Raw genomic sequence first — 25,959 nt, 5'->3', positions numbered from 1 at the left:
CGATCACCTGTCAACCCAAGCCCACACCGTCAGATGAATGAATCCCCCCGCTCTCCACTTCATCTACACCGGCTTGGTTTTCTTCTCGACAAAACTAACGGCACATTTCAGATTATGGTAACCATAGAAACCACCGACTATTATGTTCAACATTATCAAACCACTGACATGTGCAGCCCTTGCCAGCATCACCTTTTTTGCGGGATCCTGCGCTAGCGGACCTAACGGAACCAAAGGTATTGAATCTAAAACCGATGCCCGGAAAATCGACTCCCAGTCCCGTGTAGCCCTTGACCAACTTTACAAAAGCAACCCAAAGGCCCTGCAGCTTGCCAAGAAAGCCAAGGGAGTGCTGGTCTTCCCATCCATTACCAAAGCCGGGTTCGTCTTCGGGGGAGCTGGTGGTGATGGCGCGCTCTATCAACGAGGAAAAGCCACCGGCTTTTACCGTACGCTCTCTGCATCCTGGGGCCTGCAAGCTGGCATTCAAAAATATTCCTATGCCCTCTTCCTGATGGACGATCAGGCACTACAGGCACTGAATCACAGCGGCGGCTGGGACCTCGGATCCAACCCGAATCTTGTCGTTGTTGATAAAGGAGGATCCGGGACCTTATCGACCACCACCATCCATAAGGGAACCTACATGATCGCCTTCGATCAAACAGGACTGATGGCGGGCATCGATATTCAAGGCACCAAAATCACACGCCTGAATATCCACCCCTAATTCCGCGACTCACTCCCATCAGCTACGTTGACGAGCTTCCACATCTAGCTCTTAACTAAGTTGTCCATTCCGATAAAATAACCAGGAGAATAGCATCATTCCATTCCTATTCATCCGTCACCCAACGGAGGATTGAGGCCAATCCTCCCTACCATTCAAAAAAAGACCTCGTCCCTGCAATGGGGACGAGGTCTTGTTGTTTGATCGTGGTTTGAATACGATGGCCTAGCTGCATCCACAGCCACCACCGCAGCACTGGGAGGAAGCGTAGTTCTCAGCGACGACATCCCAGTTCACAACATTCCAAAATGCGGAGATATAATCGGGGCGGCGGTTTTGGTAATTGAGGTAATAGGCGTGCTCCCAGACGTCGAGTCCAAGAATAGGCTTACAGATGCAAGCTCCGGCAAGCTCACCCATCAGTGGGTTGTCCTGATTCGCAGTGGAGCAAACACAAAGTTTGCCTTCGGAGTCGACACAAAGCCAGGCCCATCCGGAACCGAAGCGCGTGGCAGCCGCCTTGGCAAACTGCTCTTTCAATGCGTCGAGGGAACCGAAATCACGGTCGATCGCTGCGGCAAGATCACCTGCGGGGGCAGAAGCTCCACCGGGCGCGATTACTTTCCAAAACAAGCTGTGGTTAAAGTGACCGCCACCGTGGTTACGGACAGGGGTCTGGATGGCCGCCGGCACTTTGTCGAGGTTCTGGATCAGAGCCTCCACGGAAACTCCTTGAAGATCTTCCTCTCCTTCGAGGGCGCCATTCAAGCCTGCCACATACGTAGCGTGATGTTTACTATGGTGAATTTCCATGGTGCGGGCATCGATATGGGGCTCGAGCGCATCGTAGGCATATCCGAGTTCGGGTAATTGATGAGACATAATAATTGATGTTGTTGTTTGTATGAGATTGTCATTCCCCTCGACGCTGACTATGGCTGTCCTTGCCGCTGGATGACATTCGCCAATCTGGCCCCGCTCTCCTTTTCCGCAAGAAAAACCATGATATTATGACTGAGATTTTACCTTTTCTCATCGGCCTTGCAGGCTTCGTTGCCGGAGCCGTCCTCAGCTACCTCCTCAGCAGCAGCAAACTCAAAGCCCAAAAAGAGATCGATACAGAAAAAATCAGCTCGGAAAAATCACGCGCTGACGAGGCCCAGTCAAAGGTCAGGGAACTGGAAACCCTGAGCTCCGCACTACAGCAACACGAAGCCGACCTCAAACGGCAACTCGGGGAACTCAAGGTGCGCATGCAGGAAGAACGCAAAGCCGCAGATGAAAAACAAGCGCTGCTCAAACAAGCCGAAACCAAGCTCACCGACACCTTCAAAGCGCTCTCCGCCGATGCCCTAAAATCATCCCAGGACCAATTCCTCACCCTCGCCCAGAGCAAACTCAAAAACCAACAAGAAGCCGCTAAAAACGAGTTGGAAAAACGAAAGACCGCCGTCGAACAACTGGTCAAACCGATATCCCAAACACTGGAAAAAGTACAGCTCCAAATTAGCGAAAGCGAAAAACTCCGCGAAGGAAACCACGCATCCCTCAAACAGCAAATCATCCACATCACCGAAAGTAATCTCGGCCTGAAACAAGAAACCCAGAAACTCGTCAAAGCCCTGCGCCAGCCCCACGGCCGCGGACAATGGGGGGAAATACAACTCCGCCGCGTAGTCGAAATGGCAGGCATGCAGGAACACTGCGATTTTGAAACCCAAACATCCACCACCACAGACGAAGGTAAACGCCTCCGCCCTGACCTCGTGGTCAAGCTGCCCGGTGGACAGCAAATCGTGGTCGACTCCAAAGCCCCGATGGATGCCTACCTCGACGCCATTGAAACCGACGACGATGTCCAGCGAGACGCCGCAATGGTCCGTCATGCCGCCCAGGTGCGAACCCACATCCAACAACTGAGCAGTAAAAACTACCAGCAACAATTTGAGACCACCCCGGAATTTGTTGTCCTTTTCCTCCCCAGCGAAGCCTTCTTCTCGGCTGCCCTTGCCCAGGATGCCACGCTGATTGAAAAAGGTGTCGACCAAGGAGTGATTCTCGCCACGCCCACCACCTTGATCGCCCTACTGCGTGCCGTTGCCTTTGGCTGGAGGCAGGAAGCGCTCGCCCAAAACGCCCGTGAAATCTCCACCATCGGCCGTGAACTCTACGGCCGTCTCGGAGCCTTCGCCGGACACATCCAAAAGCTGGGCCGGAGCTTGAACTCAGCGGTCGGCGACTATAACAAAACCGTCGGCTCCTTCGAAACCCGCATTCTCAGCGGCGCAAGGAAATTTGAAACCCTCGGCGCAGCCCCGGAAGCTTCCGAGCTTCCGAACAACCCCGGAATCGAAAGCATCCCTCGAGAGCTCCGCAAAGGACTAGAACGTCCTGAATTAGGCGACAAGCTACAGAGCGAAAAGAAAGAGAATGAAATCAGCGAGTCGGTCGCAATCCAGAGTGACCACGATCAAGGGTTTGCTGAGGACTTTGCAGTCCCCGCTCCCGATCAACTCGACCAACTCGAAGACTTCGGCTTTGCCGAAACTCCGGAACCATCGTGATGGCTGACGACAAACACCCGGTCAAACTGCTGTGCGTCCGCTGCGGCCATGCCAACGATGAGCGCGATTCCCGTTGTGAATCCTGCAGATCCCCGCTCGACGCCTTCGCTTCCGGAACCCCCTGGGAAATGGGAACGGCCACTGGGTCCGCTTACGCCACCCCCACCAGCCCACGCAGCAAACCCATCATCTTCTGGGGAGCCTGGCTCTACTTTGGCCCCTCCGCCATCGGTGCATTCTACTTCATCGCGGGTTTTATCCTCAGCTGGATCACCGGTGAGAGCCGGATGGAAAACCTCACGGAATCCCACGCCGTTCTGGTGCTGGCTTTGATGTACGGCCTGCTCAGCTCCTGGGCGCTCTGGTCTGTCACCAAAGGATATCTGAAAAAAAATTCGGACCCAACCGACTAGAACACGCTTGAAATGACAAGCTGAGGACCGACGAATAAGAGGTCTTATTTAGGAAAACTGAAATTAATTTCTATTTTTTGTCTATATTTAAGCGGAGAGCTTCACTCTCTTAAGCAAAGGACAAGAAACAACGAAAAAAGCTATATTTAACATGGTATAATGGAGGAATTGACCACCTAAATCTCGATCATGCCAGATGCAACAAGCTATAAAAAAATAGACAAAATCTAGATTTTAATTTGACCTTGTCTATTTTTTGTACAAATTGTTCATCACCGCAGCGCAACACCTGCTCTGCAACCAAAACCCTAAAACAAAATAAAGACCATGAACACCACAGTAAAAACCGCCTGCGTGACCCTCTTTGCCTCTAGCTTCATTACGACTGCTTCCCTTGCGGGAGGTTGTGGAGGATCAGGAGGTGAAACGGCTGCGCACAAGAATAGCGCCAAGCAGAGCACGGTGATGACAGCCTCATCAACCAGTAATCAACAAAATCTGGTTAGCATAGCGGCCGGAAACAAAGACTTCTCAACCCTCGTTGCCGCAGCTAAAGCTGCTGGACTCGTGGAAGCTCTCAGTGGGGACGGCCCGTTCACCATTTTCGCCCCCACCAACGATGCTTTTGCCAAACTGCCCGAAGGAACGGTTGAGTCGCTGCTCAAACCCGAAAACAAAGAGAAGCTCACCAAAATTCTCACCTATCATGTGGTTCCGGGTAAAGTCATGGCCGCTGATGTCAAAGCCGGCGAAGCCAAAACGCTCGAAGGCTCAACCCTCGATATCGGCGTAAAGGAAGGCACCGTCACTGTCGACAAGGCCAAGGTCATCAAAACCGACATCGTCGGCTCCAACGGAGTGATCCACGTGATTGACCAAGTGATCCTCCCCTAGGCTAAGCAACCGCCCCCCCAAGTCCGCCCCCAGGTCCGCCCCTAACCCCCACTCACTTCTAAACCCCTCGTTCATACTACCCAAACCCCACCAGCAGCGGTGTGTCTTCGTGCACATCGCTGCTTTTTTACATCCCAAGCCCCCCCTAATAACCAATAACCAATAACCAATAACCAATAACCAATAACCAATAACCAATAACCAATAACCAATAACCAATAACCAATAACTAATAACTAATAACTAATAACTAATAACTAATAACTAATAACTAATAACTCCTCACCCCCCTACATTTCACCTGCCACAGCGGCAGTGAGTGCAGCCTCCAAACTCCGGTGGCAGTAATCATATCCAGAGTCCAACACCACCTGCGGTGAGACACGGCAGCTTGCTAACAGCAACTCCTCCCCCATCTGACCAAATAATAACTTCACCAGAAATACCGGCATTGGCACCAGAGCTGGCCGCTTCAATACACGGGCTAACACATGGGTAAATTCCCGGTTGGTCGATGGCTCGGGAGCGACAAGGTTCACCGCTCCCATCAAACGCTCATCCTCTAGCATAAGTTCAAGCAAACCGACCACATCATTCAGCCCGATCCAACTCATCCACTGGCGACCCGAGCCGACCACACCACCGAGCCCCAATTTAAATGCTGGCAGCATCTTTACCAACGCCCCCCCTTCACCGCTGATCACCATCCCCAGTCGTGCATGAACAACGCGTATTCCGGCATCAGTGGCAAGCATACTTGCATGTTCCCAGTCCCTGCACACTTCGGAAATAAACAAGTCCCCCGAAGGTGAAGACTCATCCACGCTTTCATCTCCCGTTTCTCCATAATACCCAATCCCGGAAGCTGATATGATCACCTTGGGAGGGGTGGGCATCGCTACCAAATGCTCTACCAACAAACGTGTGCTAGCAACCCGACTCTGCACCACCCGCTCTTTTTTCGCATCCGACCAGCGACCGTCGGCAATATTTTCACCAGCCAGATGAATCACAGCATCCAAGGCCTGCCCCTCAGGAAGCTCAATCACACCCTGCTCCGGATCCCAGAATGCTGTAGAACCGGAGCCTGCTTTCCTTCGCGAAAGTCCAATCACCTTATGCCCCGCCGCACGCAACTTTCGGGACAAGGCCCGACCTAACAACCCAGTGGATCCTGTAATGAGTATCTGCATAAGAATAAATCACACTAGCACAGCCATCGTCAAAACGCAGGCATGAATCCGGAAATGTCAGGAACCCTACCCACTATCCGAGCTACCGTTTTGGGTGCCGATTCAATGATCCATCCACAGCCCCCCTCTGAAACTGCCGGGATATTTCCCGTCGGAAAAATACACAGATGAAGCGAAAAGAATCGTTGCATCTTGAATAAGAAATCGGAAAATATACAAGTATGGCCAACCGCTCCCTCATCTCCCCGAAACGGCTTCTGGCCTATTACCGGGCCGGTAAAATCACCCGTGCGCAGTGGTTGGCCGGAATGCAGCTTCAATTCCAACTGGCCCTCCAAGAAATCGCAGAAGACCGTCGCCACCCAAAACGCGCCAACCTCGAAAGTTGGCGGTGTAAGTCAGCGGCCAGACGCCTGCTAAAAGACAACAACGAAACCGAAATCCGCGAGGTCATGGTTGCCCTCTCCGACATAGATGATTTCCCCCCGTCCACCTACCTGTGGAATGCCGACCAACGCGATATCCCACTCTATTGCTTCCTACGCGAACGGCGCGAACCCGTACTCAGGTTCAAGGAATTGAACATTTCCCGAACCAGAGCATCACTCATCATAGAATACGGCCAACAAAGCGCCAAGCACCGCGTTCGTGAAAGCATCACCCTGAGGCGTGACTGGCGAGGAACCCTCATCGTTGAATCCAGAGAATAGTTTTCAACACTGGCCATTATGACCTTTACAACTCCCACCATAGATTGATATATATGCTACGATATCGCTTCTCATATATAAGAAATATTCAAATCAAACCTATTCGCCCTCATATGAAATCATTGCTTATTTCCTGCTTAGCCGTCGCCTCCCTCACTCCGGCCTACGCCGCCAACCTGGCTCTGGGGGGAACCTACAGCTACACCACTTCTCCCATGCCCGTATTCAGCGGGGGAACGCATTATCGAGACGATGATGCCACTGCTGGGGAACATGACGGATACACCACTCCTGGGGCCTATGACAATGGCGACCTCAACGACGGCGAAATTTTTACAACTGGCAACCCCGTATTTGTAGGATCTCCCATTGTCGCTTGGGATCCGGTAAACGTCACGCCCATCCCTGTGACCATTATCTTTGACCTCGGATCTCTGGCTGATATCTCGAGCGTCAAAATCAACAGCTATGTCCGCACCGACTTCGCTTTGGGAGCGCCGGACGATTACGATCTTTCATTCAGTACGGACAACATCACCTTCACGACACCTACTCCCGTGATCACTGGGTTTGCTTTCACCACCGGAGATGTCAATCACACTGAAGTCGTCAACCAACAAGCCCGATACGTCAAATTTGATTTCGATGGCGACTCCAATGGAGGTGATAAATTCGGCCTAACGGAAATCAGCATCGAAGGCACCGCCGTCCCCGAACCCAGTTCGTTAAGCCTATTGGGACTTACCAGCCTGATCCTGCTAAAACGTCGCAGATAGTACCGTATCCTCTGGCATCCGGGTGGGCACCCAAACCATCCTCATCCTAGGGCTGCACCTTTTTGACAAACTCGGCTTTGAGAGCAATCGACATGCCGTCCATTTTGCAGTCGATTTCATGATCGCCGTCGACAATGCGGATGGGCTTGGATTTCATCCCGCTTTTCAGGACTTTGGATGTACCTTTCAGCTTCTTATCCTTAATCATCTGTACGATGTCTCCGCTTTGCAGAACATTTCCGTAGGCGTCTTTAACCACACGCTCTTCTTCAACCGGTTCCTCAACAACGCGCTCCCACTCATGGCCACAGGTCATGCACTCATACTTATCGGGGTGCTCCAGCACGTCATCCACCGTGCAGATTGGACAGGAAATCTCAGACATGGCCAAGAGAAAGCGGAAACACCCGCTTCATGCAAGGCTCAAGTCAAATGAGCCTGCTTTGCAACTAACCTTTGCCCCCTCCCTGAATGGCCTTCTCCTCTTTCTGCCCCTGCAGAAGACTAAAGCCCATCTCCGAGCGGGACCGGTCAGTCACAGGCTCACTGGTTACTACCAAGTTTGTCCCCGGTGTAATCATCCCCTGTAACAAGTGCTGGAATCGGGTATCCACCTCAAACCACTCGTCCAAAGTATCCGAATGATGACCTTTGTTACCACTTACCTGAATCCATGACGACCGGGCCTCCCCCTTTTTGCCATCCACCTTCCAACCGGCAAACACAAAGGCCGAAGTTCCCTTGACCCGCTTCGAGAATAAATTGGTTTTTGCCACACACTCACCAATGACCACACCATTGCGAATGACATACAGTTTTTGAGCCTTCTTACTAAACAGCAACGATACCGGACCACCGGCTGAAGCTTCCGGTTTCCAGATAAAATCCGTTTTTCCGCCGGCCCTGAAACTCCAGCTATGATTGCCGGACACGTGCACGTCCGGAGAATCCTTACTCACAACCACCGTGGTCCCCTTGTGGGTAACACCAAACAACTTCTTGGAAAATGCATACGGTAAATGAATACATCCATGTGAAGATGGGTGGCCAGGCAAGGAACCGGCATGCAGCGCCACCCCGTCCCAGGTCAAACGCTCGGAGTAAGGCATCGAGGCATTGCCATAGGTTTTCGAATGATGGTCCGCATCCTTGTTGAGAATGTAAAACACCCCGCTTGGCGTCTCATGCCCTGGCTTGCCCGAACTGACTTCACAGCTACCAATTTTGATACCATTACGATACACCGCCGCCGTCTGCGTCTTCAAACTGACAGTCACCAACACCGGACCGGATTTTGACAGCTCAGGTTGCCAGCGATACGCACTCTCATTGAACTCACGTTCTTCAGCCGTAGCCTCCAAAGCAATCAACGAATAGGCCAAAACCATTGCCACTGCAAAAATGCGAGACCCCCGAGTCATCCATGATGTTACACACATAGATGCCAGAATAAGACAAAAAACAAGCAACACAATCATACTCCATGTCATCCAGAGCCGCCGCAAAAACAAAGATATTCCCAAATTTGTAAAGATTTTGCCAAATAAAGGATTGAGTTTTCTCTACCCCCATCTTAGGGTGCGCCTCATGTCTGCACCGATCGACAATGAGCTGATCCGCTCCGTAGTAGAAGACGCGTTCAATAAGCGAAGCCTGCCAAACGCCCCGAAGGCTCAGCAGCAAACCGTTCCATCTACCTCCATCGGTAAGCTCCCCAACTCAGGCCGAGCTGCCGTGCTCGAAGCCAAGGAGACCCTCAGCATCAAGGAATTTCCTCTACGGGAGATCCGAGACGACGAAATCCTGGTCAAGGTTGAGGCCTGCGGCATCTGCGGCACCGATATCCATTGCTACAACCACGACCCCTTCGACCTCACCCCCGTTGTGCTCGGTCACGAAGGAACGGGTGAAGTCGTTCAAGTCGGAAAAAACATCACCATGGACTCGGTCGGCAAACCGGTTCAGGCGGGAGATAAAATCGTCACCAGCATCATGGAGACCTCCCAGCACTGTATGATTGCCAAATACAACCCTCTGCGTGCGAACCTCTGTGACGACCTCCAAATCTACGGATTGCTCCCAGACAGCCCGGACAACCACTTCAACGGCTACTTCGGTGAATACCTGATCATCCGCCCGGGCTCGACTTTCTTTGTCGTCAACGAAATGAGCTTGGAACTCCGCACCCTGATTGAACCGGCGGCCGTGGTTTGCCATGCTCTCGACCGGGCGAAACAAAGCAGCAGCCGACTCAACTTCCGCAGTCGAATCCTGGTGCAAGGTTGCGGACCGATCGGACTCCTCATGATCGCCGTGCTCCGCACTCACGGTATCAACAACATCATTGCGCTGGACGGAAACAACGACCGCCTGGAAATGGCCAAATCCTTTGGCGCTGATCACGTCATCAATTACAAAGACTACCCAGATGCCAATGCCGTAGCCGAAGCGGTTGGCGATCTCACCAAAGGCGTGGGTGTGCACTTCGGGTTCCAAGTCACGGGAGTCCCCATCGCCTTTGCCAATATCTTCAAAATGGTGCGCCGCGGCGGCACCGTCATCGAAATCGGCCACTTTGTCGACGGCGGAGAAGCCAGCATCAACCCACATGAGGATATCTGTAAAAAGGAAATTTCGCTCATCGGCTCCTGGGTCTATAACAGCACCGATTACCCAAATGCTTACCACTTCCTACAGAGAGCCGAACGCATCGGCCTGCCGATGGAAAGCCTGATCACGCACAAGTTCCCACTCGAACAAATCCAGGAAGCCTTCGATACCAACCTCCGACAGGAAGGTGTCAAAATCATGATCTACCATCGCTGAGGCAGATACGTAGGGCGCACGTCAGACCTACCCCCATCGCTAAGCGCGAAGCCATCGGTAGGGAGGATTGGCCTCAATCCTCCGTCAAGGCCACCCTTTCACAGCCCCTCAACAAGGGTCGCCCGTCAGGCTATTCGAGTCATCGCTTGAAACAAGGCTGCATCTCTCAACGTAGCTGCAGCATTCAATGCACGTTTTCTTGCTGTTCATTGTCATTTCATCGGCCATGTTTTCTAACGGAGCCGCACTCCAACATCCCATCCTTCTTTTACCTCCATTCTTTCACCTCAGCCCACGATTGATTCCATGTTCCGCCTCGCTACCATCGTATTCTTGTTTGCCTCCGCCACCGGGTTCAGCCAAAACAGCAAACACCCTAACATTCTGTTTTTCTTAGTCGACGACATGGGCACCCAGGACACCTCGGTCTCCTTTATTCAGGATCAACACAATGCGCAGGTCATCTCCAAGCTCAACCGCCTTTACCGCACGCCCAATATGGAGCAACTGGCAAAACAAGGCCGCCTCTTCACCCAAGCCCACGCTTATTCGGTCTGTTCACCGACCCGGGTCAGCCTGATGACAGGTCTGGATGCCCCTCGACACAAGGTCACCCAATGGACTCACCCAAAAACTCACCGCTCCCAGCCTGGCCCGGTCAAAACCAAAACCATACGCAACCCGGAGTGGGCCGTCAAAGGAGTCCCCGACAACACACCGACGCTACCCGCCATTCTAAAGAAGGCCGGTTATGCCACACTCTTCGCCGGTAAAGCCCACTTCGGCCCCGATGACACACCGAATGGTGACCCGACCCATCTCGGCTTCGATGTCAATATCGCCGGCTTCGGCGGCGGCGGGCCAGGCAGCTACTACGGCAGCAACCATTACTCCGCCGCCCACCGCAATGGGGGACACGACTGGGATGTGCCCGGACTCGAAAAATACCACGGAACCGACACCTTCCTAACCGAAGCCATCACCTTGGAAATGAATGCGGCGATCGAAAAAGCGGTCGGAGAGAAAAAGCCGTTTTTTGCCTACATGAGCCACTACGCGGTTCACGCTCCCTTCCTCTATCCGGACAAACGCTTCACGAAAAACTATCCAAATCTGAGAGGTTACAGCCTTGCTTTTGCCACCCTCGTCGAGGGCATGGACAAATCGCTCGGCGACATGCTGCAAAAACTCGAAGAACTGGGAGTCGCAGAAGACACCTTGGTGATCTTCTATTCGGACAATGGCAGTGCCAACCCGATGGGTAGTTCCCCCCTGCGAGGTAAAAAAGGAACGCGCCACGAAGGAGGCACCCGTGTCCCCCTGATCGTGGCCTGGGCAAAACCCAACCCTAACAATCAATTTCAAAAACAACTCTCCATTCCTCAGAACTCGAAGGAAAATGCATTGGTTACCTGCACCGACATGTTACCCACCATCCTCAATATTGCCGGGGCCAAACATCCCAAACCCGACACGCTCGACGGATTCGACATCTCACCCTACTTCACCGGCAAGGACGCCAAACGACCACAAGAGTTTCTCGTCCATTTCCCCCACGGTCACACCAACAGCATGTTCAGCACCTACCTCAGGGACGGCTGGAAGGTCATCTACAACTACACCGCCGCTCCAGACAAACAATGGGAGCTCTATCACCTAAACAGCGACCCCTACGAAAAAAGCAACCTCGCCAAACAATCGCCAGAACGACTGAAGTCCATGGCCGCAGCCATGATCTCTGAGCTCGACCAACGTCAAGCGTCCTACCCCGTGTCCACAGCTGATGGTTCCCCCGTCAAACCTCGCATCCCCGGCAGCACAACAACAAGCAAAGCCGTAACGACCGACACCTATCAACCGAAGCTCAAACCCTACAGCAAGGACAACCACTTTGTCAGTAAAGACTGGTTCAACTGGGGAGGATCCATCATCAAAGGTCAAGATAACCACTATTATCTCTTCTACTCCCGCTGGCCGAAAAGCATCTCATTCTACGCCTGGCTGACCCACTCCGAAGTCGCCGTGGCCAAAGCCCCCACAGCCAGTGGTCCCTGGACCTATCAATACACCGCCCTCAAGGGACGGGGAGGCAAGCACTGGGATGAAATCACCGCCCACAATCCGAAAATCAAACGATTCAACGGCAAGTATTACCTTTACTACATTTCCACCAACGCCGGACTCAACAACGAGGCACTCGTCGCCACCGCGAAAAAAGGATACAGCCACCCAAACTGGCGCACCCTGCGTTACAACCAACGCTGCGGCGTCGCCGTGGCCGATTCCTTAAACGGCCCCTGGATACGGTTCGACCACCCCTGTGTCGAACCCAAGCCCCCGGTGCACGAAATTACCGTCAACCCGGCAGTCACCCAAAAACCAGACGGATCGTTCCTGATGCTGATCAAGGGAGACAAATTCCCGAAAAAAGGAGGCCAGCGCGTTCAGGGCATCGCCCTCTCCGACAAACCCGAAGGCCCGTTCACGATCCAACCCCAGCTCGCTATCTCAGACTTCGACACCGAGGATGCCTCGATCTGGTTCGACCGCACACGCCAACGCTACTATGCCAATTTCCACGCCCACACCTACTTCGGCATGATCACCTCCACCGACGGCATCCACTGGCAAAAAGCAAAACAATTCCACTTCGCCCCCAAAGCCTTCAAATCTGCCGATGGATCGACCTTCAAAGGCAAGCGGATGGAACGCCCGAACGTCTACATTGGAGCAAGCGACCAACCCGAGGTCTTCATCTCCAGCTACCGCAAAGGCAACGAAACCGGCATCTTCACCATCCCAATGGAGCAGAACTAACCCGCCAACACACCAAAGCTAACACTTTTAAATTGATGCCATTCCTCAAACGTTTTCTCGTTCCCCTTCTGGCTCTGAGCATTCTTCTCCCTTCACAGGCCAAGGAGTCCTTGTTGGAAAAGCCCCGTACTCTTCTCATACTCGGTGACAGTATCACGCAGGCCGGAAACTATGTCACTTTCTTTGATGCTTGGCTTGTCCGTCAGTTTCCGGACCGACGCTACAAGGTGATCAACGCCGGAGTCGCCAGCGAAACCGTTTCCGGCCTCAGCGAAGAGGGCCATGCCGGTGGACGTTTCCCCCGCCCCGACCTACACGAACGACTCGGACGTGTTCTGGCCAAAGCCAAACCTGACCTTATCCTCGCCTGCTACGGCATGAACTGCGGCATTTATCAACCATTCAACGAAGCACGCTTCAATGCCTATCAGGAAGGACAGAAAAAGTTACACGCAGAGGCAAAAAAACATCAATCGGAAATCATCCATATCACCCCACCGTATTTCGATAACCACGGCAAATCCGGATTCAACTACAATGAGGTCCTCACCAAATACTCCCAGTGGCTAGTCGCACAACGCTCTCATGGTTGGCTGGTCTGTGATCTTCACAGCGAGATGCAACAAACCATCGAAAGCAAAAAGAAAGCCGCCCCGAAGTTTACTGTACAGCATGACCGAGTCCACCCCAACGGCCAAGGACACTGGCTGATGACCCAATCTTTGATCCGCTATTTCGGAGACCCTGAATCGGCCAAGCTTCACTCTCCGAATCAACTCCTCGACAAACAACAGCTCAAGGCAGTCCAAAAACGGATGACCCTCTGGCGTAATGCCATCCACTTCGAAACCAAACCCAAACGTCCCGGCGTTCCGATGAAAAACACTTTGGACCAAGCGGCAGCCGAGGTAAAACAACTCGAACCCTTAATTTACTCAAAATAACCCCGCCCCGAAGCTCCCCAATATTTCACCCCAGCCAACTTGCATTCGTGCGTTTAGGACGTAATCTTTCATGCCCTAACTTATTAAAATCATGACCCATACTGAAACCACACCCGTTGTCGATGCCCTGCGTCAAGTTGTTGCCGACTGTTATGCCCTGCTCGGGCAAACGCACCTCTGCCATTGGAATGTTCGCGGCCCGGGCTTCTTTGCCCTGCACACCGCATTCGAAGAGCAATACACCGAGCTCTTCACCGCCATCGATGAAATCGCAGAACGTATCCGGGCACTCGGTTCGCTCGCGCCCGGAGGACTCGCCAATCTTGCTGGCCAATCCAGCATCCAAGAAATCCCTGAAGACACCGATGCCAACAGCATGGTCGACCATCTGGCAAACGCCAATGGGATCGTCGTCGATGGCTTACGCAAAGCCAGAGACCTTGCAGGCGAAAACGAAGACAGCGAATCCGAAGACCTGGCGATCTCACGTATCCAAGTCCACGAAAAAACTATCTGGATGCTCAAAAGCTTCCTGGAGGGATAAAGAGAACCCTCACAATCGGCACTTTTTACCCCCGTCAAAAACGTGGAATTGAGCCAACGGGCGGAGGATTGAGGCCAATCCTCCTACCGGCTGTTGGATTTTATTGATAGCCGGGGGCTCGATTCAGGCTAAGGCACGGGTGTCTCTTTCAGAGCGGATTCCAGGATCGGCTCTGGAGACGAGCCATCGTCCGGCAACAACCGGTGACGCATCACGTGACTGAAAACATCCTGAACATGATCCGGGTGGACCACGCTTTGTCGGTCGAGATAAGCTGCCGCCTGGGCGGCACGCATCAATGACAAGGAGGCCCTCACCGATACCGTGTGCTTGCCTCCGGCTGACCTACGGACAGACTCACACAAACTAATGATGTATTCATTGAGCGTTGGCGCGATCGGAACCTCGGAGCTCATTTTCTGCAGCAGCATAATATCCTCGGGTTCCAGCAAGGGATCGCGGGTAGGGCCATTGACTTCTCCCGAGGCATGCGCATTCAAAATGGCATGCTGGGTTGCCACATCAGGCAGTTCCATGGGAATGGAGAGCAAAAATCGGTCGAGTTGAGGTTCGGGAAGAGGGAAGGTTCCTGTCGATGAGGTGACGTTCTGGGTGGCGACCACGAGGAACGGCTGCTCGAGCTCACGGGTCGAACCATCAATCGTCACCTGACCTTCATTCATCGACTCCAACAAAGCGGATTGCACACGTGGAGAGGTTCGGTTGATTTCATCCGCCAGCAGCAAGTTGGAGAACACTGGCCCGGGGACAAATTCAAAGTCTCCATTGTGCTGCTTGTATAAATGGTAGCCCAAAATATCCGACGGCAATAAATCAGGCGTAAACTGAATCCGCTTGAAGGTTCCTCCAATGCCATTGGCCAAGGTCTGCGCCAGTGAGGTCTTCCCCACTCCGGGAGCCCCCTCAATCAAGGCATGCCCACGAGCCAACAATGCCGTAAGTAATAAATTCCCAGCTCGCTCTGATCCTAGGACCGCAGTGGTCAAACGATCTCTGAGCAAGAGTAAGCGATCCAATTTGTCATCAACATCATCAGCTGCCATGTGCCACCCACATTCGCAGAATCCAGAAACGAATCAATCCGATTCCCTTTCGATTTTAGAAAAGGCACCGACCCTCACCCCATGCTATGATTCCCAGCAAGCAGTGCACCAAGGCACTTAGGGCATCCAAACCCTCAAACGGAAATAGCACTCGGGAGTCTCATCACCACGATGTGGAGAGGGGCGGCGATAGGTCACCCGCGAGGTTCCATCTCCCTGGTTCACTTCAGTGACAAAGTATAAATGAGGCTCCCCGGTATTCCACCCAACAAGATCCTCGCTCACCTGCAGTTCCATCTCGGCATCATCCGCAGTGAGATTCCGGACATACGTAACTGTCAGGTAAGATGACTCCACACCTTCCACTTCCAAGGGTTGCACAGCCACGCTTAAGGGTTCGGGATAATCCGAACCCTCATCCTCCCGCGTCCCTTGAACATACTCTAGCAAATGCATCCATCCGTCACCATCGTGATCACTCCCCGGGGAACCAACAAGCCGTGAGCTGTCCGAAGCATCCGGGTTACCATCCATCCAACCGCTCGATCTCCAGGACCGGGCTTCGAGGTAATCTGAAAGCGAAGGGGAAGCCTTACGCATCACCAGAGAGTAGCCCGGGTTCCCGGCGGCAGACGGCCATGGAAATGTATCGCTGTAAGTAAAATCAGCAATCGTTTGGTCAAAGGCATTCACCAAATGGATCCGCTCACCCGCATTGTCCAACTTATCGGATGCATACTCACCCGCAATACAATCGTTGTAGCTGGTTCCATAACGAGCGCGAAACGCAGCCAGGCTCCTGACGAGCAAGACTCGTTCACCCGGAGCAAGCGAAGTCACCGCCGAGGAGCTAAAATCAAAATCAATCCCCGCGATAAAGCGAACCCCGTGCAAATCGATCGTATCCACATCACTGATATTTCGGCATTCGATGAACTCAAAATCCGCGGCGTCCGAGGACACGGCCAGTTCCTCCGGCGAGGACGGTGGCCGCGGAGCATAATGCACTTCCGAGAGAACCAGATTGGAAGCATCTGCCACCGGCCCCACCAAAAACAATCCCTGCACCGGACCACTCCAGGAGGTCAAGCCCGTTCCCAACCGTGCCCGCGCGGTAATCACCCTTGTTTCATCCACGGTGATCGGCACCCCGGTAATCGCTGAAGGAGAAACATCACCACCCGGAAGGCGAGGATCAGAACCATCCAAGGTGTAATAAATGGTCGCCGCACTCGATGCAAAGGACACCACCGTGCCGGGAGCTACCTGACCAGGAGAACGGTCGAACTCAGGTCGAGCCGTGTACTGGGTGTCGATCCACTCCATCCGACTGCGCAACCAATCCTTCAAAATCGTCACCTCGGCAGCATGGCTTCCATTGCGGGGCGACACTTCGGACCATTTTGCAAAGTTTCGTTCCTGTGCCGTGCCTTCAATTCCGATATCGTTGGCCACCTCGGTATTGAGTACAAGATCAAATTCATCGATCACGGCCTCGACGTGTGCCCAGGAAAACGCCCCGTCAGCCCTCTGCGACTGCCAAAAATCGGTATGGGCCTGCCTGAAATCCGGGTTCTCCAATGCCCTCCCCCACCATGGGAACCGGGAATCACTCCAGGTTTTACTCGAATCCCCCGTTCCGTCCCAGGTCTCGGGGTTGTCATCCCTGCCATCCGTCGATTGCATCGTGCGGTCAAAATCCCAAACCGGACCGGCCCCCACCTTGCTTTCACGATCCTTGTAGTAATAGCCACTGAGCCGGAAGCCATCGACATTTTTCGTCAAGGTGTTGATCCAGTGATGTTTCAGCCAGGCTCCCTGCTTGATGTATTCGGTAAAATGTTTCCCCGATTCCGGATGCGACCAGGAAGGGTCATTGAGGGCGTCATCAAAGGCATTGAGATAACTCACCAACCAGGCTTTTTGTTCTGCCGTAATATCCTCTTCTTTCGGATAGACGTGGGCCATCCTCCCAGCCCCGTCCACAGTAAAGCCGCTATCCCCGGGGTCCAGTCGGTCCTCTTTGAAGATATAGCCTCCCGTCACCTCGGGCTCTATCGTGTCGGTGGCACTCATCCGTTCAACATCCACCCGGTCTCCATCCCGTTTGATCTTTTCCGTCAAGGAATACACACCGAAATAAGCCCCCGCATAAGACACCTCACCGCCACCGGTATTATTAAGCACCTCGACATGTCGGGTGCGCGCCGCATACTCACCAAGATCATTGCTCAAGCGATACGCCAGATCATTGCGCATCAGGGCGCGGTCAAACTGATATTTCGAGCCAAGCACCCAATCGGCCTCCGCGGGAAACCCAAGTGGCGCAATGCTGTGATCCTGATCATCCCCGTCCCACGCCTCAATGCTCATGGAATACTTATTCCAGCTCGAGCTGGATGACCCGCGGACTTTCATCGTTCCCCGGGTCGCTACCTGAAACGGAGCGCCAATTGCAGCAATACCACTTTCATCCGTTGGGATCACCGCCATAAACATCTCCGTCTTGTTGTCCGGCCTACCGCCACCAAAGTTATCCAGAATGATAATGGGTAAGTTACTTTTAAAATCCCTCAAATCCTCCGAAACGAACAAATACGTTTCCGTCGATGTCGGCCCATACGCACCACTATCCGCAAACACCCGCGCCCGAATCTGGGTAGAACCCGTGATCTCGATCGGTCCCGAATACAATGGGCCCTCGCGTTGAGGCAAAGAACCATCCAGCGTATAGCGGATCTCCTGACCAACCTCCGCACCTGAGAGCGTCACTTGAAACGAAGAGAAAAACGTCTGGCTGGCTTCGGAGATCACCACCTGCTGCTGCAACATCAGCTGGTCCATGCCATTCACAGCGCCAGGGGTCGGTGTGGTAAAATAACTGGGAGCCCCAATCGTTGATTCACTTCTCCGGCTGGCCACCAAGCGTGGTCGAATCAAAAAATCACTGCTGCTCAGGTTTTTATTCATCCCCTGCAGCGCAAGCACATTCTCACCCTCTTGCAAAAGGTGCAAATAATCACCAAGGTCGATGGTTTCAAAGGTCAACGACTGTGGGTCCGGGTGATCATTCAGCGCCTGTGAATCCCACTCCGGTGCAGCAGGTGCGTTGGGGCCAGCCACATAGGTTCCATTCAAATAGATCGCACAGCCATCATCATACTGAAGCTCCAAACTCAACCCTAACAATTCATTCACATCCGCCACCTGAAACGGCACCCGGATATACGCCGATCCATTCAGATTGTACATCGCCACTTCGACATCTGTTTCAATCAAGTCCTGGTATCCTGAGCTTCGTTCATACCCAACGCCCAGAGCCCCGGCTGTCCAGGAAGAATCGTCGAACCCCAAGCCGGTCCAGGTAAGCCCCAAAACATCGCTATCGGGCACCCATACTCGGCATGAGCCATCCACATCCACCACCACTTCATCCGTCCTGTCCCCCGACTGCTGAAGTCCATAGGAAACATCGGTCGACTGAGCAGGAAACTCAGGAGAAAATTCAGACAGCACGGTGCTTCCATCCGCGGCAACCAAGGCGAGGTATTCTCCTGATGTGCTCAGTTTGAAATTGGTGTGCAGCTCTTCTCCAGCGACAGCACGGTCTTTGTCAGAAGCAAACACCACGAGAAAAGAGGACGGTTCCAGAGAAGTGCCCGCGGGGATCTGCCACTTGGTCAGGTTGCCTGACTCGTCAGTGAGATAGTAGCCGCCCAGATCCGCGGTACTAGATCCCGAATTAAATATCTCGATCCAATCTCTAAAATCTCCATCCTCATCCGCCAGAACCGTGTCATTTCCAGCCAGAAATTCCGTGATCAGCACATCAGCCCACGCAGTTGGACCAGCGATAAGCCACAGGCCCAGCCAGATCATCGCCATCACCCGGCCAAAGCTCCCTCGCATGGGTTGATCATTCACTGTCAGCGGGATACACTGCTGCAACCTGTATGACAAGCACAGGATTCAGCCAAGCAAGATGATGCTTGAGCCATGGAGGAAAAGATAGAAGAGACCATTAAACTCCGGCAACCACACGAATCGCTTCGGGGTAGATCCGGTGCTCTTCCACCTGAATGCGGGCGTGCAAGCTGTCCGCTGTATCATCACCCAAAACCGGAACCTTCGCCTGTAAAACAATCGGTCCCGTATCCATCCCGGCATCCACATAATGCACGGTGCATCCGGACTCGGTAGCGCCATCGTCCACCGCCTGTTTCCAAGCCATCAAGCCAGGGTAAGCCGGCAGCAAGGATGGGTGAATGTTGAGAATCCGTTGGGGGAAAGCATCCAGCAAGGGGGATTTAACCAAGCGCATGAAACCGGCGAGGCATACCATTTCAACTCCTGCCTGCTTCAGCCTTTGGGCAACCTCCAGTTGAGATGCCTCGGGAAATCTCTGAGCGTAGCCGCCACAGTCGATTACCTCAGCGGCAATCCCCACCTTGCGAGCCCGCTCAAGGATGTAAGCGTCCTCGTTATCCGACAGCACCAAGACGATTTCAGCTTGTAAAGAACCGTCGTCGATGGCATCGAGAATCGCCTGCATATTCGACCCGGACCCTGACCCGAGCACGCCGAGTTTGAGTTTTCCCTTGGATGATGTTTCCTGTGCGGACATGGCCGAGACTTAGCCCGAAACCATGACCAAACGCAAGCACCATGTCCGCCACCCCGGCCTAGGAAGAAGAGCTCTACTTCTTCCCTGCCTTCTGACTCACGGCATTCCAATCAGCAATCGCCTCATCGATCCTCTTTTCCATCTCATCAACCACGGCATAAGCCGACTTGGTTGGCCGGCCCTCACTATGGAAAAGCATCGCATTCACCGTTTGCAGCTTGGAGAGAAGCTTGGGTGGCTCATTGGCAATCTGGGACAGATTGGCCCCCTGGGGAACGAGCTTTCCGCTGAAGGCCGACGCCTGTTTGGCGATCTCCGAGTCTTCTCCGGCTTCTTCAGCAAGCTTCATGGCCTCATTGATCGCGAGATGAGAGCGCTCAAAAATCGAACGCAATCTCCACCAGAGATCAAAGCGGGCATCGGCGTCTTCCTGGGTCCACGTCTCATTCGGGTTCATGCTCAGACGGAACGACTGGGTCTGGGACTTACCGTCAACCGTCAGCTTGGCCATGTACATTCCCGGCTTGGCCTCGACCAGCACACCTGCCGGGGGCTTGCCTGGAACCCGCGGAACATCAGGATAGGTCATGCCCCAAATCATCCGGTTCAAGCCAGGCTTCGAGCCGAGCTGCTCACCCTCATATTTAGAAACCTCGCGCTGCTCACTGTCGAGAATCGTCAGGCTTACATCTTTTACCCCCCTGGGGAGAGAGTAGTAAATGATGGCCCCACGGGGACGGGCATCTCCAGCATCCAGAAAGCGGCGCTTTCGCTCTCCGTTCACCACACCCAGCTCGATGAACGTGTGACCCATCCTGCCATTCTGCACGAAGTAATTCTTTTGCCCACCTCCTACACCTCCTCCGTAGAGTGCCCACCAATTGATCCCAATCCGTGTATGGTCTCGTGGACGGTACAACCAGGCTTTGTTTTCATCCTTGTCGCTCATATGCTGACGCAAGGGGCTGATATCATCGAGGATCCAAAAACTCCTGCCATGAGTGGCAATGCAAAGGTCCTCATGCTTCACCTCGATATCGTGCACCGCCACGGCTGGCAGGTTCAAATTCAAACGCTGCCAGGACTCTCCATCGTTCAAGGACACAAACACTCCGGTTTCTGTGCCAACAAAAAGCAAGCCCCTGCGAACCGTATCTTCACGGATGGTTCGCGTGATTTCGTCCTGAGGGAAATTCGGACTCAAATTCACCCATGTCTTTCCAAAATCATTCGTCTTGTAAAGGTAAGGCAAAAAATCATTGGCCGTCCGGTACCGGCTGATTGCAAGGTAAGCCGTGCCCGCCTCGTGAGGTGAAGCTTCAATCTCATACACGTCAGAGTCAGGTTTCAAATCGGGAGGCGTCACCTTCTGCCAGTTTTTTCCGCCATCAACGGAAACATGCACCAACCCACAATCGCTACCAGTCCAAAGCACCCCTTCTTTCACCTTCGATGCCACCATCCGGTGAATCGTATTGTAGGCCTCCTGACCGGATGTCTCTAACGAAGATGGCGATCCACCGGCCTGCTGTTTGGACTCGTCATCCTTGGTCAACACCGGGCTGATCACTTCCCATGACTGCCCCCGGTCACGGCTCCGAAACACATACTCGGCAGCCGTATACAAGGTCTCGGCATCAAAGGGATCGATGACAATCGGGGCGTGCCAGTTAAACCGGTACTTCGCCTTACTCTGCCCCTCTCCAAAGGTGGGCATGGGCCAGACGTTGACATGCTCCCACTGTCCGGTCTTGAGATTGACACGTTGGATCGGACACCCGCCTGCGGCAAAAGAACTTTGCGCAAGGTGATAGACAAGATCCGGGTCTTTTGGATGAGGAACCGTAGCCCCCGATTCGCCACTACCGATGACCGTAACCTCTGCAATTGAAATACCCCCATACAAAGAAGCCGACGGCACTTTGTAGCCAATCAAATCCTGGCAATTTCCATAAAGGTTATACGGAAACTGATCATCCACATCGATGCGGTAAATCTGTTGGTTTGGTTGGGTGAAAGGAGTCGACCATGTCTTGCCTCCATTCAATGAGCACATTGCGCCCCCGTCATGGGTGATGATCAATCGATCCGGGTCGGTAGGATCAAATGCCATATCATGGAAATCATCCTTGGTGCCCGAACGTTGCTTCCAGGTCTTACCTCCGTCCATCGATTGCCAGAGCTTGTTGCTCAATACCCACAACTCGTCCCCATTGTGCGGGCTGGCATGCAAATGATGATAATAAAATGGTCTCTGGGTAATGTTGATATCATCTGAAACGAACTTCCAAGTCTCCCCTCCATCTTCCGACTGATACAAACCGTTCTTTTCCTTCGAATCGATCAAGGCCGATATTCTGTTTGGCATCGTCTTGGAGTGAGCCAAGCCCACCCTGCCCCAGTCGCCTACTGGCAAACCGGAGTTCTTCGACAACTCGGTCCATGTGTCCCCGCCATCGGTCGACTTGAAAATGCCACTGTTGGGTCCACCGGCCTTCAAGCCCCAGGTCCGCCGAATCACCTCGAAAGTCGAGGCATAGAGGATGTTTGGGTCGTGTTCACATAAAACCAGGTCGATCACACCCGCCTGCTCATGTTTAAAAAAGATTTGCTTCCACGTCTTTCCTCCGTCGTCCGTCCGGTAGACTCCTCGTTCTTTGCTCGGGCCAAAAGGATTACCAATCACCGACACATAAACCCGGTCAGGGTTGGTGGGGTGAATTCGTACCCGTGATATATTCCTACTCTGCTCGAGTCCAATATGCTTCCAGCTCAAACCTCCATCTGTGGATTTATACATTCCATCACCCCAGGAAACACAGTCCCGAAGCTGAGGCTCTCCGGTTCCCACATAAAGAACCTTGGGTTCGCTCGGTGCCACCGCCATGGCTCCAATCGAGCCAACCTTGAAATGTTTATCGGAGATCGGAATCCAGTATTGACCGGCATCCTCGCTTTTCCAAACACCTCCGGATGAATGACCATGATAGAATACATTGCGATCTGTTGGATCCAAGGCAACCGTCGTTCCACGGTTGCCAACATGAGGGCCGACACATCGCCACTCAAGAGCTTGAATCTGTTGTTTAAAATCCGCGGAAGGCTCGCTCTGAGCACCAACCCACGAACAGGTCATCATACCTATCGCAGCGGTGACCGCGAGCATGAAATAAGAAGCTTTCATTTTATTTTGAAGGTTATGGTTAGCAAATCAAGGGGAAGTCCCGATACAGTTTTACACTACAGCACAAGGCACAACATCTGTCATGTGTAATTTCGTTTAATCCTGACCGAATCAAACAAACCAACAACCAACAGCCTGAAGCTACCTCTTCTGCCAGCGGGTGACCAAGGAAACCGACCACTGGAACTTACGGGCCGTTTCCCTGATAACAAATGGCTCATCCACCTGCAGGTCCAAATCGAAGCTGGCATCGAGCTTTTGCCTCAGCCACTCAAAGGTATCTCCACCAGGCTGTTTATCCGGAGCCGTAAAGCTATCCAACCAGGTGCAAGGCGTCGCCAGCACCAGCTCACCCCCAGTCCGGACCAAAGATGGCAAACGATCCAACAACTTCACCGGATCCGACAAGCGGCAAATCAAGTTAGCCGCGTGCACACGGTCAAAACATCCAAGATCCGATGGCAGGTTCATCGCGTCCCCCTGCAGAAAGTGACACTGCTCGGAATGGCAACCGTCCGGCACCCGGGCCACCGCCTGGGACTCGCGATCCCCAATTTCCTTCACCGGATAATACAAACAACCCTGTTCCTTCAAGTGCTGGGCCGCAGCAATAAAATTGGCTGAAAAATCAAGCCCGAGGACCTCTCCGGAGCTTCGGCTCAGCTCAAAGGAGGAGCGACCCACAGCACAGCCTAGATCAAGCGAACGCGCCACAGGCTTGTCAGAGAACCGGGCAACCGTACGCACGGGAAAATGCAGGGCTTCCTGCGGACCAAACGACCACGGCATCACTTGCTCATCAGAGCCATAATGCATCAACAAATACTCATTCAACAACTGATCCGATTCGTAGGATGGGACTGACATGCGAGCCGTGGTGGACAATATGTGTTCGTAAAACGCAATCAAACAAAGCAACCCTCCCGAGGAATATCCCGGAAGGGTTGATTCAATCCATTCAGATTTAGTTCTTCAAAGCCTTGCGAATTTCCTTACGGGCCTCATCCTTGGCATCATCCACATCCTTGTCGATTTCCTTGCGAATGTCTTTCTCCAGATCTTTTTTATGGTCATCCCAATCCTTGTCATGCTTACCATTTTTGTCATGGCCTTTATGCTTTCCAGGGTGATCTTTATCATGCCCCTTGTGCTTTCCGGGGTGATCCTTGTCATGATGCTTCTTGTGGTCCTTATCATGCTTGTGTTCCTTTTTCGCTTTCTTACCACTCTTTCCTTTATCCTTAGCAGAAACAGAGCCCAGACCGAGCCCCAAGGAACAAACGACACCAACAGCGAGTACAATATGTTTTTTCATAAGAGTCATACAATTACACACAGAGCCGTTAACCGTCAAATGATTATCTCGACATCCAACCGATGAGAATCATCACCCTCGTGGTCAATGGCCATGTCATATTCTATCAACGTGATTCAAAACGTTGCTTCAGTTCCTTACGCAACTTGATTCGATCCGCCTCATCAGCCTTTTGCTGCTTTGGAGAAACACCTTCCCAAACCTGCTGGAAAACCCGCATCTTGTTTCCTCCGTAGATTTTTACGAGGTCTTCATTTTTGTATCCGCGCTTCCAAAGTTCATCTGTGATTGCTGGCAAAATTTTTGCCAACTCACCGCACCCATCAGCCCCTGCTTTGAATGCTTTGACCATGTATCCGCCATCGTTGTACAAATTCGGGTTGGCGTTCACGAAGTTCATCGTCGGTTTGAGAGTAAACATGTCATCGGTTGCAATACCAACATGATCCACGCCCACCAACTTGACATAATAATCGATCATATCCGCACAATGAGCAGGCGTGATGTCATCCGGCCAAATCCCGTCCATCATCCACTCAGTGAAGGTTGGCGAAACGTATCCTCCGGATTTGGCGGCACGTTTGGCCTCCTCATCTGAAATATTCCGGTAGCAGCCTTTGGGTGTGGCCTTTGGCACATCCTTGTAAAGCCCGGCCGGCAATGAATGGGTAAAGACATAAGGTACGCCCGGATGGTTTTTATCCATGTGATCCATAATGCCTTTGGTGGTCAGAGGCCCCATATGACTGAGATCCACAATAATGCCATACTTCACCAGTTCATCGACAATGGAGAGCCCCCAGGCGGTTACTCCGGTGGTATTGCCGTTATATTCCGCCAAGCTGCCCGACCCCGTCCGGAACAGGTCATTGTAGGATAAAATCATGCTGGCAAGCCCCATCTCCTTGAGCGCTGGAATCTTCTTCAAATCACCATCGAGGATGGTTGCCGTCTGGGAATTCCAAATCACAGCCGTCTTGCCCGTGATATGAGCATGCTCAATATCACGAATCGAACGAACAAACACATACTTACCCGGGGTCTGGGCCATGACCCTCCGGTACTGGTAATGTTCATTCAAGAACTGATCGAAGGTGTAGCTGCCCGCGGCAAGCGTCATTTCACTCCCGGTAATACCCGCACCTCGGGCCCTGTTCAGATAGTTGTGAAAATGCTTGTCCTCCGTCCATCCAGTCCCGTGTGGGCTGGCAAACATGTCGATGACAATGGTATCCTTGACAAACTTCTTTGCCTTGTCTGTTGCAGGCCAGGTTTTGCTTTCCTCGCTCGCATGGCTAAAACCGGCAAAAAAACCAGCCAGTAAAATGGGGGCTATTAGTTGTTTCATCTTTCTACATTAC

Annotated in this window: 21 protein-coding genes; 10 read left to right on the top strand and 11 right to left on the bottom strand. The window is 52.8% G+C overall.

Annotation, left to right across the window (positions count from 1 at the left end; genetic code table 11):
• The first annotated feature begins 142 nt into the window (after positions 1 to 142).
• Positions 143 to 730, top strand: coding sequence for a lipid-binding SYLF domain-containing protein (locus tag HW115_RS08070; RefSeq protein WP_178932074.1), 588 nt, complete (start codon positions 143 to 145; stop codon positions 728 to 730).
• 225 nt (positions 731 to 955) lie between these two features.
• Here HW115_RS08070 and HW115_RS08065 read toward each other — a convergent pair whose 3' ends face one another.
• Positions 956 to 1,612 carry a superoxide dismutase gene (locus HW115_RS08065; RefSeq protein ID WP_227021349.1) on the bottom strand — a complete coding sequence of 219 codons (657 nt, stop codon included), beginning with the start codon at positions 1,610 to 1,612 and terminating at the stop codon, positions 956 to 958.
• A gap of 128 nt (positions 1,613 to 1,740) precedes the next feature.
• On the opposite strand from HW115_RS08065, the gene HW115_RS08060 reads away from it, so the two are divergent.
• The 3 genes from HW115_RS08060 (at position 1,741) to HW115_RS08050 (ending at position 4,601) form a co-directional block, all read left to right on the top strand.
• A complete protein-coding gene (locus HW115_RS08060) occupies positions 1,741 to 3,294 on the top strand; it encodes a DNA recombination protein RmuC (protein ID WP_178932073.1) in 1,554 nt (517 codons plus the stop codon).
• Entirely contained in the window at positions 3,294 to 3,707 is a 414-nt protein-coding gene (locus HW115_RS08055; protein WP_178932072.1) for a hypothetical protein, read from the top strand. Before HW115_RS08060 ends, HW115_RS08055 begins: the two co-directional genes overlap by 1 nt.
• 327 nt (positions 3,708 to 4,034) lie before the next feature.
• Complete coding sequence (locus HW115_RS08050; RefSeq protein WP_178932071.1) at positions 4,035 to 4,601, top strand: fasciclin domain-containing protein; 567 nt, start codon at positions 4,035 to 4,037, stop codon at positions 4,599 to 4,601.
• Positions 4,602 to 4,891: 290 nt separating this feature from the next.
• Here HW115_RS08050 and HW115_RS08045 read toward each other — a convergent pair whose 3' ends face one another.
• Positions 4,892 to 5,794: a TIGR01777 family oxidoreductase gene (locus HW115_RS08045; RefSeq protein ID WP_178932070.1), complete on the bottom strand. Its 903-nt coding sequence runs from the start codon at positions 5,792 to 5,794 to the stop codon at positions 4,892 to 4,894.
• A 221-nt stretch (positions 5,795 to 6,015) separates the two neighbouring features.
• Between HW115_RS08045 and HW115_RS08040 the strand changes: the two genes are divergently transcribed.
• Positions 6,016 to 6,504, top strand: a complete 489-nt coding sequence (locus HW115_RS08040; RefSeq protein ID WP_178932069.1) for a hypothetical protein — start codon at positions 6,016 to 6,018, stop codon at positions 6,502 to 6,504.
• Positions 6,505 to 6,617: 113 nt separating this feature from the next.
• Positions 6,618 to 7,280 (top strand): discoidin domain-containing protein, encoded by a 663-nt coding sequence (locus tag HW115_RS08035; RefSeq protein ID WP_178932068.1) that lies wholly within the window; start codon positions 6,618 to 6,620, stop codon positions 7,278 to 7,280.
• Between the two features lie 46 nt (positions 7,281 to 7,326).
• Here the strand turns inward: HW115_RS08035 and HW115_RS08030 are convergent, their stop codons facing one another.
• The gene (locus HW115_RS08030) at positions 7,327 to 7,665 is read right to left on the bottom strand and encodes a zinc ribbon domain-containing protein YjdM (RefSeq protein ID WP_178932067.1); all 339 of its coding nucleotides are present in this window, start codon (positions 7,663 to 7,665) and stop codon (positions 7,327 to 7,329) included.
• Between the two features lie 64 nt (positions 7,666 to 7,729).
• Positions 7,730 to 8,701, bottom strand: coding sequence for a L,D-transpeptidase family protein (locus tag HW115_RS08025; RefSeq protein WP_178932066.1), 972 nt, complete (start codon positions 8,699 to 8,701; stop codon positions 7,730 to 7,732).
• 157 nt (positions 8,702 to 8,858) lie between these two features.
• Here HW115_RS08025 and HW115_RS08020 point away from each other — a divergent pair, with 157 nt between their 5' ends.
• The 4 genes from HW115_RS08020 to HW115_RS08005 all read left to right on the top strand — a co-directional run bounded on the left by HW115_RS08020 (position 8,859) and on the right by HW115_RS08005 (position 14,411).
• Complete coding sequence (locus tag HW115_RS08020; RefSeq protein WP_425498138.1) at positions 8,859 to 10,106, top strand: zinc-dependent alcohol dehydrogenase; 1,248 nt, start codon at positions 8,859 to 8,861, stop codon at positions 10,104 to 10,106.
• Between the two features lie 306 nt (positions 10,107 to 10,412).
• A complete protein-coding gene (locus HW115_RS08015; RefSeq protein WP_178932064.1) occupies positions 10,413 to 12,923 on the top strand; it encodes a sulfatase-like hydrolase/transferase in 2,511 nt (836 codons plus the stop codon).
• A gap of 35 nt (positions 12,924 to 12,958) precedes the next feature.
• Complete coding sequence (locus HW115_RS08010) at positions 12,959 to 13,867, top strand: SGNH/GDSL hydrolase family protein (RefSeq protein ID WP_178932063.1); 909 nt, start codon at positions 12,959 to 12,961, stop codon at positions 13,865 to 13,867.
• A gap of 91 nt (positions 13,868 to 13,958) precedes the next feature.
• Entirely contained in the window at positions 13,959 to 14,411 is a 453-nt protein-coding gene (locus tag HW115_RS08005) for a Dps family protein (RefSeq protein ID WP_178932062.1), read from the top strand.
• 128 nt (positions 14,412 to 14,539) lie between these two features.
• Here HW115_RS08005 and HW115_RS08000 read toward each other — a convergent pair whose 3' ends face one another.
• From HW115_RS08000 to HW115_RS07970, 7 genes are all read right to left on the bottom strand, one after another.
• Entirely contained in the window at positions 14,540 to 15,475 is a 936-nt protein-coding gene (locus tag HW115_RS08000; RefSeq protein ID WP_178932061.1) for an AAA family ATPase, read from the bottom strand.
• Positions 15,476 to 15,592: 117 nt separating this feature from the next.
• Positions 15,593 to 19,384 carry a CotH kinase family protein gene (locus HW115_RS07995; RefSeq protein ID WP_178932060.1) on the bottom strand — a complete coding sequence of 1,264 codons (3,792 nt, stop codon included), beginning with the start codon at positions 19,382 to 19,384 and terminating at the stop codon, positions 15,593 to 15,595.
• A gap of 112 nt (positions 19,385 to 19,496) precedes the next feature.
• Complete coding sequence (gene purN / locus HW115_RS07990; protein WP_178932059.1) at positions 19,497 to 20,099, bottom strand: phosphoribosylglycinamide formyltransferase; 603 nt, start codon at positions 20,097 to 20,099, stop codon at positions 19,497 to 19,499.
• A gap of 73 nt (positions 20,100 to 20,172) precedes the next feature.
• Positions 20,173 to 23,283: a VPS10 domain-containing protein gene (locus HW115_RS07985; protein WP_178932058.1), complete on the bottom strand. Its 3,111-nt coding sequence runs from the start codon at positions 23,281 to 23,283 to the stop codon at positions 20,173 to 20,175.
• Positions 23,284 to 23,424: 141 nt separating this feature from the next.
• A complete protein-coding gene (locus HW115_RS07980; RefSeq protein WP_178932057.1) occupies positions 23,425 to 24,150 on the bottom strand; it encodes a putative 4-mercaptohistidine N1-methyltransferase in 726 nt (241 codons plus the stop codon).
• Between the two features lie 97 nt (positions 24,151 to 24,247).
• Positions 24,248 to 24,598: a hypothetical protein gene (locus HW115_RS07975; RefSeq protein WP_178932056.1), complete on the bottom strand. Its 351-nt coding sequence runs from the start codon at positions 24,596 to 24,598 to the stop codon at positions 24,248 to 24,250.
• Positions 24,599 to 24,704: 106 nt separating this feature from the next.
• Positions 24,705 to 25,946 (bottom strand): dipeptidase, encoded by a 1,242-nt coding sequence (locus HW115_RS07970; RefSeq protein ID WP_178932055.1) that lies wholly within the window; start codon positions 25,944 to 25,946, stop codon positions 24,705 to 24,707.
• Positions 25,947 to 25,959: the final 13 nt, after the last annotated feature.

The sequence above is a fragment of the Oceaniferula marina genome (assembly GCF_013391475.1).
Classification (GTDB): domain Bacteria; phylum Verrucomicrobiota; class Verrucomicrobiia; order Verrucomicrobiales; family Akkermansiaceae; genus Oceaniferula; species Oceaniferula marina.
Note: the sequence above shows the minus strand (reverse complement) of the source record. Positions and strands in the feature narration are given on the sequence as shown.